This is a genomic window from Aliifodinibius sp. S!AR15-10 (assembly GCF_031569985.1).
Taxonomy (GTDB): domain Bacteria; phylum Bacteroidota; class Rhodothermia; order Balneolales; family Balneolaceae; genus JAMQKA01.
Genome location: NZ_JAMQKA010000004.1, coordinates 21,872 through 39,501 on the forward strand (window position 1 = coordinate 21,872; position 17,630 = coordinate 39,501).

The 17,630-nt window shown below is 46.7% G+C and carries 12 protein-coding genes; 6 read left to right on the forward strand and 6 right to left on the reverse strand.

Annotation, left to right across the window (positions count from 1 at the left end; all coding sequences use genetic code 11):
• The first annotated feature begins 54 nt into the window (after positions 1-54).
• A complete protein-coding gene (locus NC796_RS04005) occupies positions 55-1,020 on the forward strand; it encodes a hypothetical protein (RefSeq protein WP_310682335.1) in 966 nt (321 codons plus the stop codon).
• A gap of 71 nt (positions 1,021-1,091) precedes the next feature.
• Positions 1,092-1,727, forward strand: coding sequence for a hypothetical protein (locus NC796_RS04010; RefSeq protein ID WP_310682337.1), 636 nt, complete (start codon positions 1,092-1,094; stop codon positions 1,725-1,727).
• A 53-nt stretch (positions 1,728-1,780) separates the two neighbouring features.
• Here NC796_RS04010 and leuS read toward each other — a convergent pair whose 3' ends face one another.
• The gene (gene leuS, locus NC796_RS04015) at positions 1,781-4,405 is read right to left on the reverse strand and encodes a leucine--tRNA ligase (RefSeq protein ID WP_310682339.1); all 2,625 of its coding nucleotides are present in this window, start codon (positions 4,403-4,405) and stop codon (positions 1,781-1,783) included.
• A gap of 176 nt (positions 4,406-4,581) precedes the next feature.
• The gene (locus tag NC796_RS04020) at positions 4,582-4,830 is read right to left on the reverse strand and encodes a hypothetical protein (RefSeq protein WP_310682341.1); all 249 of its coding nucleotides are present in this window, start codon (positions 4,828-4,830) and stop codon (positions 4,582-4,584) included.
• Between the two features lie 145 nt (positions 4,831-4,975).
• On the opposite strand from NC796_RS04020, the gene NC796_RS04025 reads away from it, so the two are divergent.
• From NC796_RS04025 to bioB, 3 genes are all read left to right on the forward strand, one after another.
• Positions 4,976-5,731, forward strand: a complete 756-nt coding sequence (locus NC796_RS04025) for a hypothetical protein (RefSeq protein WP_310682342.1) — start codon at positions 4,976-4,978, stop codon at positions 5,729-5,731.
• Positions 5,732-6,181: 450 nt separating this feature from the next.
• Positions 6,182-8,143, forward strand: a complete 1,962-nt coding sequence (locus NC796_RS04030; RefSeq protein ID WP_310682343.1) for a fructose-1,6-bisphosphatase — start codon at positions 6,182-6,184, stop codon at positions 8,141-8,143.
• A gap of 1,039 nt (positions 8,144-9,182) precedes the next feature.
• The gene (gene bioB / locus NC796_RS04035; protein ID WP_409070350.1) at positions 9,183-10,187 is read left to right on the forward strand and encodes a biotin synthase BioB; all 1,005 of its coding nucleotides are present in this window, start codon (positions 9,183-9,185) and stop codon (positions 10,185-10,187) included.
• Between the two features lie 1,349 nt (positions 10,188-11,536).
• Here the strand turns inward: bioB and NC796_RS04040 are convergent.
• Positions 11,537-12,718 (reverse strand): helix-turn-helix domain-containing protein, encoded by a 1,182-nt coding sequence (locus tag NC796_RS04040; protein WP_310682345.1) that lies wholly within the window; start codon positions 12,716-12,718, stop codon positions 11,537-11,539.
• Between the two features lie 164 nt (positions 12,719-12,882).
• Here NC796_RS04040 and NC796_RS04045 point away from each other — a divergent pair, with 164 nt between their 5' ends.
• Entirely contained in the window at positions 12,883-13,341 is a 459-nt protein-coding gene (locus NC796_RS04045; RefSeq protein WP_310682346.1) for an SRPBCC family protein, read from the forward strand.
• A gap of 6 nt (positions 13,342-13,347) precedes the next feature.
• Here NC796_RS04045 and NC796_RS04050 read toward each other — a convergent pair whose 3' ends face one another.
• The 3 genes from NC796_RS04050 to NC796_RS04060 all read right to left on the reverse strand — a co-directional run bounded on the left by NC796_RS04050 (position 13,348) and on the right by NC796_RS04060 (position 17,609).
• A complete protein-coding gene (locus NC796_RS04050) occupies positions 13,348-14,235 on the reverse strand; it encodes a permease-like cell division protein FtsX (protein WP_310682347.1) in 888 nt (295 codons plus the stop codon).
• 78 nt (positions 14,236-14,313) lie between these two features.
• Positions 14,314-16,326 (reverse strand): putative porin, encoded by a 2,013-nt coding sequence (locus tag NC796_RS04055; protein WP_310682348.1) that lies wholly within the window; start codon positions 16,324-16,326, stop codon positions 14,314-14,316.
• A complete protein-coding gene (locus NC796_RS04060) occupies positions 16,323-17,609 on the reverse strand; it encodes a competence/damage-inducible protein A (RefSeq protein WP_310682349.1) in 1,287 nt (428 codons plus the stop codon). The genes NC796_RS04055 and NC796_RS04060 overlap by 4 nt, the downstream gene beginning before the upstream one ends.
• Positions 17,610-17,630: the final 21 nt, after the last annotated feature.

A 17,630-nucleotide genomic window follows, 5' to 3' on the forward strand; every position in this document is an offset into this window, starting at 1 on the left:
TATTATTTATACTGTTTATAGGTAAGCTTATAAATTAATCTTGAGGGAGTAACTATGAGTCTGGAGAAAAGGAACGTGCTATCATTCGTCTTTTTTATAACTACACTTTTTGTTTCAACGACCGCTTTTGGACAAACGCCACACCAAGGCACTGAATTTCAGCCTACTATTATAAATGAAGCTCTTTATCCAGAGATATACCAATATACCTTTGCAGATAATTCCGGAATTAATCATTCTGAGTACATCCTGTCGACCTCTGCTGTTGTAAATAATGCCGAACGAAGCCGGAAGACCACTTCACTGGCGGTCGGTTATATTGATGATACGTATAATCTGCAAAGTGACGATGGTAGCTACCGGTTTAGATTCAACGGAGAAAGTCAAGGCCTGATGCTAAGTTCAAAATCCTCTTCCCTGATGTTGAGTTATGGAGTTGCTGACGCGCAAGAAAACGAAGGTGATATCCGCAGTATCACAGCCGATCTAAATGTTGGTGGGAATATTACGCTATTTCGGAATTTTTTTGGGTTACCTATCGGCAGTTACATTCCCATTCGGTTTAACCTGGGGTATCGAAATCTGGAGCTGATGGATATTGAAGATGACGCTACCGCAAATATCGGCACGGGAAGTCTTGGTGGCGGCCTGGGGGCAGAGATCAGGATTCCCACCGGTTTGCCGGTCCTAGAAGATAATATTACGGCTTTTGCTTCTCTTGTGGGCAGTGTAGGAGCAATGGGAGATTTCACCGGGATAAGTGATGGGTTTCAATCTCAAAATAATACCTTTGGAGGAGTGCGGCTGACCAGAAATACAGACTTGAATATTGATGCCAAATTTGAGCGCCTGCTTGGAGGAAAAATTGGTGTTACAGCAGGCTTTACCCTGAGAAGGCTACACTGGACCGATGGTGAAGCCGAGGATTTTAAACAAATCTTTGATGTTATCTCCGGAGAGCAAGAGGATCTAAAATTGCGGGGAACGCAGTCGTTTTTCAGAGTCGGGATTAATTGGTAGAATCACCATTAATTTGTAATGAAATAAACAACGAATAGCCCCACTGTGTACTTATTCTGACAAAAGTAACAATGAAGAGGATATATTTATTTGGGTATTGGTGCGGGCTAACCGCCTTTTTGGCAACATTAGCTTTCTACATCGTTCAGATGCTACAGATTTGGGGTATGCTCACTTATCCACTGGATGAAATTCTTATCTATGGATTTTCGCTTTGCATAACCCTGCCTTTCCTGCTTGAAATGTTGGCTCTTCATTATGTGGTGCCGGTCGATAAAAAATTTTGGAGCCATGCAGCATTAATATTTACCGCTATATATGTAGTGTTTGTAACGGCAAATTATGTCGTCCAGCTGGCAACAGTTATTCCGTTGACACTTCAGGGCGTGGGGGATAAAATCGAAGTTCTCAAGCAAACGCCACACTCTCTTTTCTGGGACTTCGATGCAATAGGATACATATTCATGGGATTGGCCACTTTAATCGCTTTGCCAGTATTTGAACGACATGGCATTCAAAAGTGGGTCAGATATTCCTTTTTAGCCCACGCTCTTACTACGCCGTTGATATCATTTGTTTATTTCTATCCTGACTTTTCTGAGCGTTTATTACTCCTTGCAACTCCCTGGGCAATTACAGCACCGTTATTCATGCTGCTACTTGCCCTAATGTTTAAAAAGGAAATAAAACGCACCAATCAGATTTAATTTAAAGACCAAAAAAGTAGTAGTTCACCTCACTGTAGTATTTGGTCGTTCGACTACTTCACCACCAGATTCACAATTTTACCGGGTACGAAAATCTCTTTCACGAGCTTTCCCTCCTCCAGGTAGCGCTTGACGTTTTTCTCTTCCTTGGCCTTGCCCAGAACCAAATCTTTATCCTTGGCTTTGTCGGTAGGGACCTCGATTTCCCCACGCACTTTGCCATTGACCTGTATCGCATAGGTTTTGGTCTCGTCGACCAGGAATTCTTCATTATGCTCCGGCCATTCGGCATGAGCTATCGATCCCTCGTGCCCCAGCCGTCTCCAGAGTTCTTCGGTAATATGGGGTGCAAATGGAGACAAAAGAACCAGAAATTGGTCCAGGCTTTCACGCGGAATTTGATCCCATTTGTTGGCTTCATTGATAAAAATCATCATTGCCGAAATCGCCGTGTTGAACGAAAGATCTTCAACATCCTCGGTAACTTTCTTGATACACTCATGGAGCACTTTGAGCTGCGCTTTTGATGGCTCTTCGTTTAGCACTGCGTCGTTCAGCTCACCGCTTTCCTCATCAATGATCAATCGCCACACACGTCCCAAGAAGCGGTATACGCCATCAACATCCTTGGTGCTCCAGGGCTTCACCTGCTCCAGCGGACCCATAAACATTTCGTACAGGCGCATCGAGTCGGCTCCATATTGCTCGACGATATCATCAGGATTTACAACGTTTCCGCGCGACTTTGACATCTTGTGAGCTTTCGCATCCACAAAAGTGTCGGTACCTTTAATCACAAAGTTGTCGCCCCGCTTTTCTACCTCCGTCTCATCGAGTTTTACACGTTCTACGTCATCAGTCTCTTCAGCCTGGTCCAGGGAAACCCATTCGCCCTCTTTCTTGAATCCGGTGTATTCCACTTCGCCGAGGATCATCCCCTGGTGCACCAGCCGCTGAAACGGCTCTTTGGTCGTTACGACGCCACAGTCATACAACACCTTGTGCCAGAAACGAGCATACAGCAGGTGAAGCACGCTGTGCTCCGCGCCTCCAACATACATATCTACTGGCATCCAGTACTTCTCTTCCTCGGGATCGACCGGGGCGCCATCAAAGTGGGGACTGCAATACCGCAGGTAATACCAACAGGATCCGGCCCACTGCGGCATCGTATTGGTCTCGCGAACAGCTGGCTTCCCCGTCTCAGGATCAGTCGTTTTCACCCAACCTTCGGCTCGGGCCAATGGCGGATTTCCATCCGGTGTAGGCTCAAAATCTTCTACCTCTGGCAACGTCACAGGCAGGTTATCTTTATCCAGTGGTTTGGGCTCTCCATCCACATGAATGATTGGGAACGGCTCGCCCCAGTACCGCTGCCGGGAAAACAACCAGTCGCGCAGTTTGTAATTAACGGCCTTCTTCCCCTGCCCCATTTCTTCAAGCCAGTCAGTAATTTTCTTCTTGGCGTCTTCCACCGACAATCCGTTCAGGGAAATCTCGTCGTTTTCAGAGTTTACGACTACGCCCTCTTCAGTATCGGTGTAAGCCTCTTTGGTGATATCGCCGCCTTCGACGACTTCAACGATATCCAGGTCAAATTTTTGGGCAAATTCCCAGTCCCGGTCGTCATGCCCCGGCACCGCCATAATCGCCCCGGAACCGTAGGTCGCCAGCACATAGTCTGCCACAAGGATCGGTATCTCTTCGCCCGTTGCCGGGTTAATGGCATTGGCACCGGTAAAAACACCGGTCTTTTCTTTGCTAAGCTCGGTACGCTCCAAGTCGGATTTCCTGGCCGCTTCCTCCTGGTAGGCTTTTACAGCTTCTTTCCGTTCATCGGTGGTAATTTTATCGACCAGCTCATGCTCTGGTGCCAACACCATATACGTGGCACCAAAAACCGTATCCGGCCGCGTCGTAAATACTCTAATCTTGTGATCATCCGTAGAATCGGTGTCATAAGCGTTACCTGCAACCGGGAAATCGATATCGGCCCCAATCGACTTTCCGATCCAGTTGCGCTGCATCTGTTTGGTGGATTCGGGCCAGTCGAGGTCGTCGAGTCCCTCGAGCAGGCGGTCGGCATATTCGGTGATCTTAAGCACCCACTGGCGCATCGGCTTTTTGATAACCGGGAAACCGCCCACTTCACTCTTGCCGTCGATCACTTCTTCATTGGCCAGCACGGTTCCCAACTCCGGGCACCAGTTCACGGGCACGTCATCCTCGTAGGCCAGTCCTTTTTCATAGAGCTTCAGGAAGATCCACTGCGTCCACTTGTAGTAATCAGGATCGGTGGTGTTCACCTCGCGGTCCCAGTCGTAACTAAAACCGAGCGACTGCAGCTGCTCGCGAAACCGGTTGATATTCTTTTCGGTTGTCTCCCGGGGGTGCGTGCCGGTCTTTACAGCATACTGCTCGGCAGGCAAGCCAAAAGCATCCCACCCAATGGGATGGAGCACATTGAATCCCTTCATGCGCTTGTATCGCGCCAGGATATCGGTAGCGGTGTAGCCTTCCGGGTGCCCTACATGCAGGCCCGACCCACTGGGATAGGGAAACATATCCAACACATAATATTTGGGCTTGTCATGGTCTTCCGGCGTTTTGAAGGTCTTGTTCTCCCGCCAATATTCCTGCCATTTGGATTCAATCTCTTCTGGCTTGTACGAACTCATTCAGTAAAATCTTTACAAAAGTTTAAAATGGATTAGTCGCCAAAGATAAGGAAAAAAAGGGGGGGATTGAAGAAGGGATTGCTTAATGATAAAAGTTGGCTGATTCCCTGCAGTATAGAATTTATGAAACGAAACCTTAATGTTTGGGCACGATGCATCGTGCCCTTTCTGTTTCTCTAAAATGCAAAGGTTTTTTTGAAATTAGCAAATACCCTTTGTTTGATAATTCCTTCTGCTAACAAAGCCTCAAGCTTCTTTCTCGAACCAGTATGTTCATTTTTCAATTTTGTAAAACTATTGGTCTTATAATCCTTATTTCCGTTGTCATCCTCCAAGAAGTGGTCAATATCATCACCCTTGCTGGTGTGGAGTCCTGTCAAACGTCCGAACATTAAGTAGTCGATTTCAGCGTCCTTACCAGTCATTGGCGGTCATAAATTTACCGAGTGGTAGAGGAGTGAGAGGAGAGTATGACTTTGGTTAGGCACCAACTCTCTTTTAGGATTGCAACAAAATAAATATTTCTATATTGCGTTTATTAGCAAAAATAATCCATTCCCTCAATTACCCATGAAAGAAAAAATAAAAACTTATGTTTGTAAATCCTGTGGAGGTGAGGGACCGGTGCAAGACGGTGTGCCTTGTTCAGTGTGTGGTCTACGCCATTATATCCTAAAGGCAGATACGGGTAAATTTGAAACCACCGGTAATCCGATCGGAACCACCGTTGAAGGTGATCCAAATAACCCACTTGGTCGACGAGTTGAAAACCGCCCTGCATCGGGTGGAGCTTCAAATGGATATAGGGATAAGTATGGCAGATTTCAATTAGAAAACTCTGGTCCACTTAAAAACGGGCGTGAGAACGAACCTCATGTCAGTAAGATTCTAGTCAAAAAGCTGCGCGAACTCGGATACAATGTTAAACTTCTTGTTGATGATGCTCATGATAATCGCGGTGAGGACGGTATATTAGTCATTGATGACGATAAATTTACTTTACAAATAGTTACTATCCCATTCAAAAATTTATGGGAAGATCTAAGCGTAAAAAACGAAGCTACGTTGTCTGGAGACAAGAAGAAAGCGGTTTCTCTTCTTCACGAGGCCATTAATATTAAAAAGGAAAGGTATTCGCCATCGGATAGAGAGAAAATGGTTTTAGCCCTCGATCTAACACATTGTGGTGCGTTAGTATACCCAAACTACGTTAAAGCGTATATCAATCACTTTGGAGACCCTGTAAAGGAATATTTATTTAAGTCAGTATGGTTGGTGGGGCCGACCACGCGCTCAACTATTCCATTAAGCCCCTTTCATGAATAATTCTGATCAATATTTCAATCAAATCTTCTTCAGGATTTGCCTTTTCTTAAACAGATTGAGCTTTTTGAGTAGCCTTAAAATCAAGCTTACCATCAGTTCAAAATCGTACTTTTCTTTTGATGAAACCATGTGCATGATTTGAGCAACTTATCGGCATCCATTACCAATCCTATGCGCATTGCCTGATCAACTTATGCGCAAAGAAAAAAAATCTATGCGGACAAAAAATATTTTAATAAGCATAAGTTTTGTGACTTATGCCTATTGTATGTCAGAGTTATGAGTAAAAGATGATTATCCTGTAATCATAAATTAGTCGCCAATCAAGTTTCTTCGTTTACTAATTGAATTCATCTCCCTGTAGGGGTACCTTTCATATAAACGGTATATAAGAACGGGATTATGCTTCAAGATCAGATTTTACCAAAAGAAGGTTATCGGAAATCTCGTATGTCAGAATCTTACAGTGAACTGCGCTACCTAAAGCTGCTGGCCAAGCAGTACCCCTCCATCCAGGCGGCATCAACCGAAATCATCAACCTGAGTGCCATCCTGGAGCTGCCCAAAGGCACTGAACACTTTATCTCGGATATTCATGGGGAGTATGAATCCTTCCTCCACGTGCTGCGCAACGGGTCCGGCTCCATCAAACGTCGCATTGGGGAGATCTTTGAAGACCGATTGACGGCTCATGAAAAGCAGAACCTGGCGACGCTCATCTATTACCCGGAAGAGAAGATGGCGATGATACTGAAAGAGATCGACGACCCGGAGGAGTGGTACCGCCAAACTCTTTTTCATCTCATCAAGCTGTGCCGGGTGTACTCTTCGAAATATACCCGGAATAAAGTACGCAAGGCGCTTCCACAAGACTTTAGCTACATTATTGAAGAGCTGCTGCACGAACAGGAAAGTATTAAAAACCGGCAGGAATACTATAGCAGTATTATCGATTCTATTATTGAGACGGACCGTGCCGGGGCATTTATTGTGGCGCTATCGCGACTGATCCAGCGTCTCACAATCGCGCGGCTGCATGTCATTGGCGATGTATATGACCGGGGGCCTGGTGCACACATCATTATGGACAAACTGATGGAATACCACGCAGTCGACTTCCAGTGGGGAAACCACGACATTGTTTGGATGGGCGCGGCCGCCGGTAGTGAGGCCTGCATCGCCAACGTGATTCGTGTTTCGCTGCGCTATGCCAATATGGAGACGCTTGAAAACGGGTACGGCATCAGCATGCTCCCACTTATCTCGCTGGCCGTGGACGTGTATGGTGATGATCCCTGCAGCCAGTTCCAACCCAAGAATGCGCAAGAAGAGTTTACCGAGAATGAGCAGATGCTAATGGCACAGATGCAGAAGGCGATCAGTATTATCCAGCTCAAACTAGAAGGACAGATCATTCAGCGCCGCCCGCAATACCAGATGGATGACCGTCTGTTGCTGGACAAGATCAATTACGAGGATGGAACCGTACAGGTTGGAGACAAGACCTATCCCATGCTTGATACCCATTTCCCCACTATTGATCCGGAAAATCCCTATGAGCTTTCGGACCAGGAAAAAGCGGTTATGGAAAAACTACGTCTCTCCTTCAAAAATAGTGAGCGGCTCCAGGAGCATGTGCGTTTCCTGTTCTCAAAAGGCAGCATGTACCTGACCTATAATGGGAACCTATTGTATCACGGATGTATCCCCATGACTCGCAATGGGCACTTACGTCACTTTACATTTGATGGAGTTGCGCACAGCCCAAAAAGTTTTATGGACCGGCTGGACCGGCTGGCTCGACAGGGTTATTTTGCCAAGGACGATCCAGAGAAAAAGCAATACGGCAAAGATACCATGTGGTACCTTTGGAGCGGGTCCCAGTCCCCCCTATTCGGCAAAGATAAAATGGCAACGTTTGAACGCTATTTTATTGAGGATCCCGCCACACACCAAGAGCAGATGAATCCTTACTATGACTTCCGAACGGATGAAGAGGTCATGGAAAAAATACTGGAAGAATTTGGTATTGATCCTGACACCGGACATGTCATCAACGGGCATGTGCCGGTGAAAGTAAAAAAGGGCGAAAGTCCTGTTAAGGGAGGCGGCAAGTTACTGGTTATTGACGGTGGATTCGCCAAAGCTTACCAGGCCAAGACGGGTATTGCTGGCTACACCCTCATTTTCAATTCCTATGGGTTGATCCTGGCAGCGCATGAGCCGTTTGAGTCGCGGCAAAAAGCGATTGAGCAGGAGGTCGATATTCATTCGGAAACAAAGATTCTCGAACAGAATACGGAGCGCATCCGCGTGGCCGACACCGATAACGGAAAGGAAATTCAGCACAAAATTGATGATCTCAAGCGGCTGCTGGAGGCCTACCGCTCCGGTTTGATCAAAGAATCATAACGTGTTTACCGGTTAAATCCTGTCCTCGGAAAATTCAGGAAATGAGTACCTCCGTCCTGTCTGTCATTTCGAGTGGAATGTTTTTTCGGTGGAGTCGAGAAATCTCCCAAATCCACGGTTGGAGATATATCCGTTACGAGTGGAAATCCGCCGCTCTCCATTATAAATGGCAGTAGTTTTTGCCAATATGCACATTTACCTTGCATTTGATCCGGCTTAACCAACAATTTTCTTCTCCTGGAGTCTTTCCTTTTGGTAGGCTGTTCATTTTTTCAATGAGGAAAATCCCGACAGTGGGACTGAAGAATTTCCACCAGAAAGCTCACCAGATAATCCCAGATGTAGTTCTAGCTTGCTCCCAAACTGTAGTCTGCTTTGGAACTTTCCTCGCTTTTCTGCACGCCGATCGCAAGGATTATCAGGACTCCGGGGCAGCATAAGGGGTTCCCCTTTCTGGCCTTTCATTTATGAGCCGTCCTGGGGAAACAAAGCGGAGGCGTAAAGAAAGAAATCTTGCTCAGTATTCATTGAGAGTTTTATATTCCGCCCTTTGAAATTTTGTTGAGTAAAGTGCCCGAAGCCGGAGCGTAAAGAAACCATTTAAACTCGATCCGCGTAGTTAAGCGGATCGAGTTTAAATGGTTTTAGCGTAGGTGGAGGAAACGCAACAAAAATTTCATCTGGCGGCGATTTTTTTCGTTCATTTTTTTATCGATAAAAAAATGAACACTACGACGGGAATAAGACACCAAAATGATAATTAGAACTCTCCTTTATCGTGAACCGTTCTTTAGCGGCCTACTGGTGGATTGTTCACACAAAAACGAATACATCGGCCACAGAAAAAGACTACCATTATTTTTTGAGCATAGCCTAACTACTACCCTATCCTTAAATTTTCAATTGGTATTTACGCTTGATGCCTGTTACTTTTGAAGCGATAAAATGGAATGATCCATGTCTTTGCTTTTTTAGATAAAGGCATAGCTCATTTCACTGAACGAAAATGAAATATCGATTAAAAAAACTTCCCGATTCCATGGCTGAGATTCGAAATGACTGGACCAAAGAGCAAATAACCGATATTTATAACACACCATTGATGGAGCTGGTGTATCGCGCGGCAACCGTGCATCGGGAACACCACGCTACCGGTGAAGTGCAGGTGTGTACCCTGCTCTCCATCAAAACCGGGGGCTGCCCGGAAGACTGCGCCTACTGCCCGCAGAGTGCCCACCACAACACCGATGTAGAGGCAGAGGATATGCTGGACCGTGATGTAATATTAGGTGCGGCTCAGAAAGCCAAGAACGCTGGGAGTACCCGGTTCTGTATGGGCGCTGCGTGGCGATGTGCTCGTGATAACAAAGATTTCGAGAAGGTGATCGATATGGTCAAGGAGATCACCGACATGGATATGGAAGTCTGCTGTACGCTGGGCATGCTGACCGAGGAACAGGCCGAAAAACTAAAAGAGGCCGGGCTCTATGCCTATAATCACAACCTGGACAGCAGCGAGGATTTCTACAATCGCATTATCTCTACCCGGTCATACCAGGACCGCCTTGACACCCTTCAAAGGGTTCGAGATAATGATATAAGTGTCTGTTGTGGGGGCATTGTAGGAATGGGAGAAACCCACGAAGACCGCATCGAACTGATCCTCAACCTTGCCACCATGCCCAAGCACCCGGAATCAGTACCCATTAATGCACTGCTTCCGGTGGAAGGTACCCCATTGGAAACCCAGGAACAGGTGCCCTGGCACGAGATGGCACGCATGATCGCTACTGCCCGCATTACCATGCCGGGCTCCATGGTTCGTCTTTCGGCGGGACGCGTTAACATGAGCATGCAGGAGCAGGCGTTCTGCTTTATGGCGGGAGCCAACTCCATCTTTACCGGTGAAAAGCTGCTCACCACGGACAACAATGATTTAGACGAAGACAAGCGGATGTTCGATATCCTGGGCCTTACGCCACGGGAAGCGTTTAAAGATGCCAGGGAAGAGCACCTGCCGGAGAGTGTCGAGGCAGCGGAATAATACCTGTGGGCAAAGTTTTTCTATAAGTGCATTCCATGTCGACCGAGAGTGTCTAAAAAGTCAGCAACTTTCTTTTTCTGGACTCGAGGTACTGCCAGAGGGATCTAATCTTATCCTCCACTCCCCGGCCTTGAATTTATGAGCCGTCCCGGGCAAGCGTAACGGAGGCGTGAAGAAAGAAATCTTGCTAAGATCTTTGTTTAAGAGCTGTAATGTGGAAAACTACTTTAAACCCAAAAGGGCAGAAGCCGTAAAAATCTAGATTTCTTTTAGCCACAGTGGAGTACAGCCAGGCGATTAAATTTCCAGCCGGTGATTTTTTGGATTCGTTTTTGTTCATACAAAAAGGAATACCTCCAACCACAAAAAAAAGATACTGTAATTTTTTGATATGGTCTATTTACGCTGATAAATGAACCATCGAGAGTTCGAAATATCACGTTTATCTTTGGGAGGGAGACTATGGTATGGCATTTCAGTCTTAATCGCCGTGTTGTTCATTTTCTTTTACCGGGCGTCTCTCACTTCTTCTTATGCTGTACCCCAGGTTGAACTGCCGGTGTGGGTTATCACCCTTGTTACCATTAACAGCATCATACTTTCCTTTTATTTAAACAGAAATCAAGAAGATTAATTTATGGATATTCCGGCTTTAGCCCGGATTTCTCACCAAGAAATTTTTCCTACAGCAAGGCGCAGGGGAAATGGCCGCGCAGACATACTCTGGTACGTTGAGCAGGCGATTTCCCCTTCAACGCAGCTAAGGGGAAAAATTCGCAGCGTTTTACACCCTGTTACATTAATTTGTCCGCTAAATATGACATAAGTTACTGCCGGCCATTAAATTATAGAAATTTAGTCCAAATACTTGTGAGAAATACGGGCTAGTCATGTTGGGTCTTTTCTTTATGCTGATTTTGATTGAATATTTTTCAGGCCAAATTTTTCTTTTTGAAAAATCTTCTTTTCCCAACCGGGATGAGGCGCCCGATAAATTCTGGACTCACCTCTCGTGGCATGTTATCGGGATAATAAGCCTGGCTTCCGGTATCTTTTTCCAAGCAGTTGAAAAAAGTCGGGATCATAAAAATGGGAAGAAATGTTTTCGTGACATGACTAAAAAATTACTGCAAGAATGTTTCTCAAGTAACTACGAACTAATTCTATTAACGGCGTTTAGGGGTTGAGTTATGAAGCCATAATTCACAATAGAACTGCTCAACGCGTTCAATTAATCATATTCATCCTTTTCTCCCTCCTACTCAATGGGGCTGTGCTCTTGTTATTTGGACTAGCAATAATGCGTTCTTTCAGGAAATGGAATCAGGCTATAAGAACCTTAACCACTCTTATACTTCCATTTTCCGATATTCGGATGGAGTCATCCCGGTCATCTTTTTGAATACGGAATTGAACGTAGATTTGGAATTGAAACCGGCATCCAGGGCGATAGCCAACAGCGTTTTGTCTTGGGATTCCCCGTTTTCCAGCTGCTTTTTTACCTCTTCCACGCGATATTCATTCACAAAATCATAAAAGTTCTTGCCCAGGTACCTGTTAATAATTTCTGTCACGTTATGGGTCTGCAGATCAAGGATACCAGCTAAATCTGCGAGATTCAGGTCACCCTTTTGATAGAGCTTCTGTTGTTCCATGGTTTCAACAAGGCGTTCAAGCTGCTGTTGCGCCTCGCGTTCATTCAACCCAGATTTCTGGTAGCTTCTCTTGGTATTCTCTTCATCAACCTGCTCTTTCCCATCTTCCAGATCGTACTCTTCAGCAGCATCAAACTCATTAAAATTCACAAAAACCTCCGGCTGATTGAGTCCCATGTATCCTATTCCGTAGACAAAACCGGTAACAGCCAATAGCGTCATTTCTGAATAGATATTTTCTCCAAAGCCTAAAATTACGGTGGTTTCAAACGAGTTCAGCAGGTGAAGTACGACCGCGGTGATGCCTAAAGCTGCTGCACCGGTAATAAAATTCTGCAGCCAGCTCAAATTCACTTTTTCAATGGATGAGTAGTTGTGCTTCAGTGTTTTGCGGTACTCAAAAAGATAGTAGACGACCAGCGCAATATAGCCCACTCCATGAAGGACTTTGCCGTGATTAATCACCGAAAACCACCAAGCACGACTGTTTTGAGGAGTATTGCCCAGGAATTCCAGTTTATCCACAGCAGTTCCAAAAAAGAACGGGATCATGTATAGCAACAGGAACAGAAATGGCAGAAAGTGCAGCCAGTCTCTCGCTGATAGTTTCTTCAGGTTTTTGCTCAGCGTTTTGACATATAGAAATAGCAGCGGACCATAAAGCAGGGTTAACGGGTAATCGATGCCAATAAAATGGGGATAGGCTTCTGGCAGTCCCGCACTGTGGAAGGCAGCCATTGCCAAGTCGGTTGAAAATACCAGCATTAAGAGCGACAGGAGCCGGTTCGGGAAGCGATTGAGTTTCTTAAAGGCAAGAACGGCCGCCAGGATAAACCCATGAAGAGCACCCAGCGCAAAAATAATGCTGATAACCATTGACCTATTGTAATTTTATCTCTCGGATAACTGTGGTTTCAATGTCCAGAATCGATCGAATAACTTACAACTTTTTTGGGGCTTTTTTCACAAAAATTTACAGGGAACGTTCTACTTACTGCAAGCTGTTTGCATTGCTCAAATATAAATTCAGACAATTGCTAATGTACCAGCTATATCAACGGCAAACGTTACACGCTCCACTTGAAAAGATTTGGGATTTTATCTCTCATCCCGCCAATCTCAATGACATCACGCCCCCAGAACTTGACTTCGAAATCACATCGCCGGTGCCGGACAAAATGCATAATGGGCTGCTGATACAGTACAAAGTTACCCTTCCGTTGTTGGGCGTCTCCGACTGGGTGACGGAAATCAAGCACATCATTCCCAACAAACAGTTTATCGATGAGCAACGCATTGGCCCCTACCGGTTTTGGTACCATTTCCACGGGCTTGAGGAAACGGAAAATGGCGTTGTAATGACCGACCAAGTTTCGTATCAACCACCGTATGGGATCCTGGGCAAACTGGTCAATACTGTCCTGATCCGCCGGCAGCTAGATACCATTTTTGATTATCGATACAACATTCTTGAAGAGCGATTTAACGGGAACAGATGATTATTATCACTCATCAGAAACCGACGTTTTTTTGATGAAACGACGGGCCGCCCACAGACTTCCAAGATATCCCATAAAAATAGAGAGAAACAGCATGGCTCCGCAGAGGTAGTACCAGCGTCCAAATGGCCATTCCAGCACCCCGAATTGCGGGATATATTCCGGCAGCAGAAACAGGAAAAACAGGTACATTACAAGTATAGCAGCCAACCCGGCAACAAATCCCTGGATAATGCCCTCTACAACAAACGGTCGTCGAATAAAGCCATTGGTGGCTCCCACCAGTTTCATCGCTTTAATCAGACCACGCTTGGCATAGATCGTCAGCCGTATGGTGTTAAACACCAGGATTACAGCAGCCAGCAGAATCAAAAGCCCGATACCCCCGCCGGCCATGGCAACGGTCTCGAAGCGGGACTGAAGCATCTCCAGGAGCTGCTGGTTGAATCGCACCTCTTCCACTCCCCGATAATCCTCCAGTCGGGTCACGAGTGAATCTATCTGTGAAACCGAAGCTTCTGAATTGATCTTGAGGCGAAATGATGCGGGCAGAAATTTGAGATCGGCCAATGATTCCCCGCCTGCTCCAAACTCTTCTCGAAAGATGGCGGCTGCACTGTCTTTTGATATATATGAGAGGGACTGTACCAGTTTTTCCTCTTCCAGCTTGCCACGGATCTCCCGCGTGGTGCGTTCATCCAGATCTACAAGGAAAACCTCTACATCAATAGACTGCTTCAGCGCATTGGCCACCTGGTAGACATTGAATGAAACCCGGGCAAGCACCCCCAGTAAAAGCACAGCAATAAACAGGGAAAAAATGGAGGTAAAAGATGCCAGACGTGCGCGCTTGAAACCCGCTACACCTTCTTTAATAACGTAACCTAAACTCATGGACTACTTTTTTATAATCTTGAATAATAATATCTCAACGAGCAAACAAACTCGAGATTTTTGACCTACAGTGAATTTCTAATTGTTAAATCGTGCCCGTACTCCAAACAGAAATCGACGAGGAGGCATCGGGTAATTTGCTGTCTCAAAGTAGCCGAGTTGGCTAACTTCGTCAAGCACATTTTCATACCTCAGCACAACCATGATAGAGCGTATTCGGGCGGAGACATCCAGATCCAACCGGCTGTACCATGGCAGCTCCTGGTCAGTGCTGGCCGGCTGCCAGTAATCGAGTGCTGTATCGTAATGCTCGGCCTGGTATTGAAACGGAGAAAACATGCCTGCCAGCCCCGCTTTTACATAGGTGGCACGGTTAAAAAGATACCCTTTCCAATAGGCCGAACCTTTGAGCCAAACCCGGGTCGTATTGAAAGCCGGAACGCTCGTAGCCGGATCCGGCAGTGCATTTTGGTATTGCTGAACCGTTCCGGATGCAGAAAGTTCCCAGTGGGTCTTCTCGAAATCCATATATCCTGTAGCCGAGACCGCCTGGTATTGATTAATATTTATAAACTGATTTTGGGAATTGAGGAAAACGCCATCGTTTACCTGCTTTAGCTGTGCTCTTGTTCCAAAATTCAATCCAAAAAGCATCTCGTATTCCAGGTTACCATGGGCTTCCATGATTTTTTCAGAATCCAAGCCCGGATTTCCCATATACTCAGCAGAATTCCAATAAAGCTGCTGCAAAGTCGGGATTTTAGTGCCGCGGGAAGCTCCACCGGATAGTTTCAGGCGATTGGCCAGCATGAGTTCCAGATCCGCTCCAAAAGAATAGCTGCTCTGTTCGCCCCGTTTTTTAAACCGGGCATTGCCCTCCAGTTTTGCCCACGATAGCGGCTGAAAAGAAGCCGTTCCAGAAGTGCTCAATTGCCCCCAGTTGTCTCCCTCCAGGCTCGATCGCGCCGGCTCCTTACTAGAAAGCAGTTCATACCTTAACTCTCCCTCAACCTTGAAAGGGTCCAACTCAATCCATTTATGTGCAAAAACTCCAACGCTGTTGAGCTTGTAATAGGTCGTATCTGCGCTGTAGGCAACTTCCCGCTTCTGGTTATTCATAAATAAACCGCCGCGGAACCGTTCCGGCTTGGCCGTTGAATCGGCCGGACGACGGTGATATGAAAGTGCCACCGTGGTAAATCCCGATTCAGACGTGGCACTCGATTGGATAGCTGGCGTATTAAAACGGTTAAACGCAAAATTTGACAGATCGGGGATGGTATATCCAAAAGGCTCGCCCAGGCTTCGGCTGCCATTCAGGAATCGAACCTTAAAGAACTGCTGGTTGTCATATTGATGGTATACCTTGGCAAAAATCTGGTTGCCGGTGAACGAGGAGTTGTTGTAGCCCCCGCCGCCACGTCGATCCCAGTAGCTGAGCTCGGCATTCGTTTTCTGGGTAAAATTTTGGGTAATCCAGAATTCGAGCGCCCTTCGGTTGTATTTGCTTTCGTCAAAGATTAACCGGGTTAGCGGCTGATTCACATAGTGGTTTTTCAAGAAAAAGTTGGTTTCATGCGTGAGTCCCTCCCCCTCCTCGTAGATGGATTCCAGCTTGTGGATGGGGATTACGTTCCAATTAACCGTGCCACTTACACGGTTATGAAGCGGGATGTCCTCCCAAAAAAGCTCTTGGTAGCGGGGATCATGGGCATCAATCATCAGTGAACTGCTACGCCCCACGGTACCCAGCCGAAAGCTGATCACGCCGGGATCCCTGTTCTTCTTGGATGTCCAAACCGGCCAGTTTTGCCATCGCATTAAGCTGTCATTCGTAGCCATCTGGGCACTAATCCCCTGGTTGTAGATCCACGGGATGATATCAATTATGGGTTTCGCGGCTGTATCCGCAGCGGTAGTGTCAATAAAGACCGTATCTGCCCTTGCTTCCTGGAGATTGATGCGAGTGGTATCGACGCTGATTTGTACGGTGTCAACCGGCACTGGGTCAACCTGGGCATAGCCATTGGTTATTCCAAAGGCAAAGAGGATGAGCAGAAGAGTGAGATATGTGCTCGATCGTCGACTCAAGCCCACTCAGGTTCTAAGCCGTACGGCATCGTTTCCATATCGAGTAGTACCCGGCGAACTGTTTCCATGGCCACGGCAACAGTTCTCTCTTTGTTTTGAAGGCGATCCTTGGTGAATATGGTTTTGAGCGCAAAATGCTTTTCTTCTGACCAAAACCCGATCCAAACTGTTCCCACCGGCTTGTCCTCTGTTCCCCCGCCCGGCCCGGCAATTCCGGTTGCAGACACCCCGATGTCGGTCCCAAACTTTTCAGCCACATTACGCGCCATCTGCAGGGCCACCGGTTTGCTCACCGCTCCATGTTTCTCAAGTGTGGATGCCGAAATATTGAGCTCCTGTTCTTTAATGTTATTGGAATAGGCGATTATGCCCCCCATCGTATAGTCACTACTTCCGGGGACGTCAGTTAATGTGCTTGACAGCAATCCACCGGTGCAACTCTCGGCCGTGGCTATCGTCATTTCTTTTTTCCGCAGTTCTTTTCCAAGCGCTTCACTGAGGCTCAGCTCTTTCCCCTCCCCAATCAATAATGAACCAGCCTTTTCATAAATATGATCGGCCACAGGACTTATTTTTTGCTCGATCTCCTCCACCGAACGTCCGGCGCTGGTAATCCTGATACGCACGCCGTAGGGACTGGGCAGATAGGCCACCGTCGTACCATTTTGGAGAAAGGGGGCCAGGTCACCAATAATACTGTCGCTGAGTGTGCTTTCGCCGATGCCGGCCGTCACCAGGTAGCGCGATCGCCGGTACTCCTGGTTTTGTAACTTTTCGCGGAATTTGGGGAGCACTTTTTCCCGCATCAGGTGCTTCATTTCAAACGGGACGCCCGGAAGTACGGCAAGGCTGGAGTTGAGCTCCTCGAACCAGAGTCCGGGAGCCGTACCCTGGGTGTTAAACAGAACTTCCGCGTTGTTGAGCACTTCGGCCTGGTGATAGTTGGATTTGGTGAATGGAATGTTGCGTTTCTCAAACATCTTCTTCACAAAGTTGAGCACAGATTCATCAACAACCATCTCGGCATCAAAAAGCTCCTGCAGCGCTTTTTTGGTGACATCATCATGGGTCGGGCCCAATCCGCCGGTCGAAATCACCAGGTCGCTCCGCTCCATGCTCCGCCGGATCGTCTCTTTCACAACCTCAAGATCATCGCCAATGGTGTGGACCGCGGTGACATCAAGGCCTTCTTCAGTCAACAACTGCCCGATCCAACTGGCGTTGGTATTGACCGTATCGCCGATCAGAAGCTCATTTCCAATACTTACAATTTCTGCTTTCATAAATCAGTTTAGCCGTTCATT

Coding starts and splice junctions, on each gene's coding strand:
- NC796_RS04045 (WP_310682346.1), top strand. CDS start 12,883: ATGTACCAGCTATATCAACGGCAAACGTTACACGCTCCACTTGAAAAG.
- NC796_RS04010 (WP_310682337.1), top strand. CDS start 1,092: ATGAAGAGGATATATTTATTTGGGTATTGGTGCGGGCTAACCGCCTTT.
- NC796_RS04005 (WP_310682335.1), top strand. CDS start 55: ATGAGTCTGGAGAAAAGGAACGTGCTATCATTCGTCTTTTTTATAACT.
- NC796_RS04040 (WP_310682345.1), bottom strand. CDS start 12,718: ATGGTTATCAGCATTATTTTTGCGCTGGGTGCTCTTCATGGGTTTATC.
- NC796_RS04030 (WP_310682343.1), top strand. CDS start 6,182: ATGTCAGAATCTTACAGTGAACTGCGCTACCTAAAGCTGCTGGCCAAG.
- leuS (WP_310682339.1), bottom strand. CDS start 4,405: ATGAGTTCGTACAAGCCAGAAGAGATTGAATCCAAATGGCAGGAATAT.
- NC796_RS04060 (WP_310682349.1), bottom strand. CDS start 17,609: ATGAAAGCAGAAATTGTAAGTATTGGAAATGAGCTTCTGATCGGCGAT.
- NC796_RS04025 (WP_310682342.1), top strand. CDS start 4,976: ATGAAAGAAAAAATAAAAACTTATGTTTGTAAATCCTGTGGAGGTGAG.
- NC796_RS04050 (WP_310682347.1), bottom strand. CDS start 14,235: ATGAGTTTAGGTTACGTTATTAAAGAAGGTGTAGCGGGTTTCAAGCGC.
- NC796_RS04020 (WP_310682341.1), bottom strand. CDS start 4,830: ATGACTGGTAAGGACGCTGAAATCGACTACTTAATGTTCGGACGTTTG.
- bioB (WP_409070350.1), top strand. CDS start 9,183: ATGGCTGAGATTCGAAATGACTGGACCAAAGAGCAAATAACCGATATT.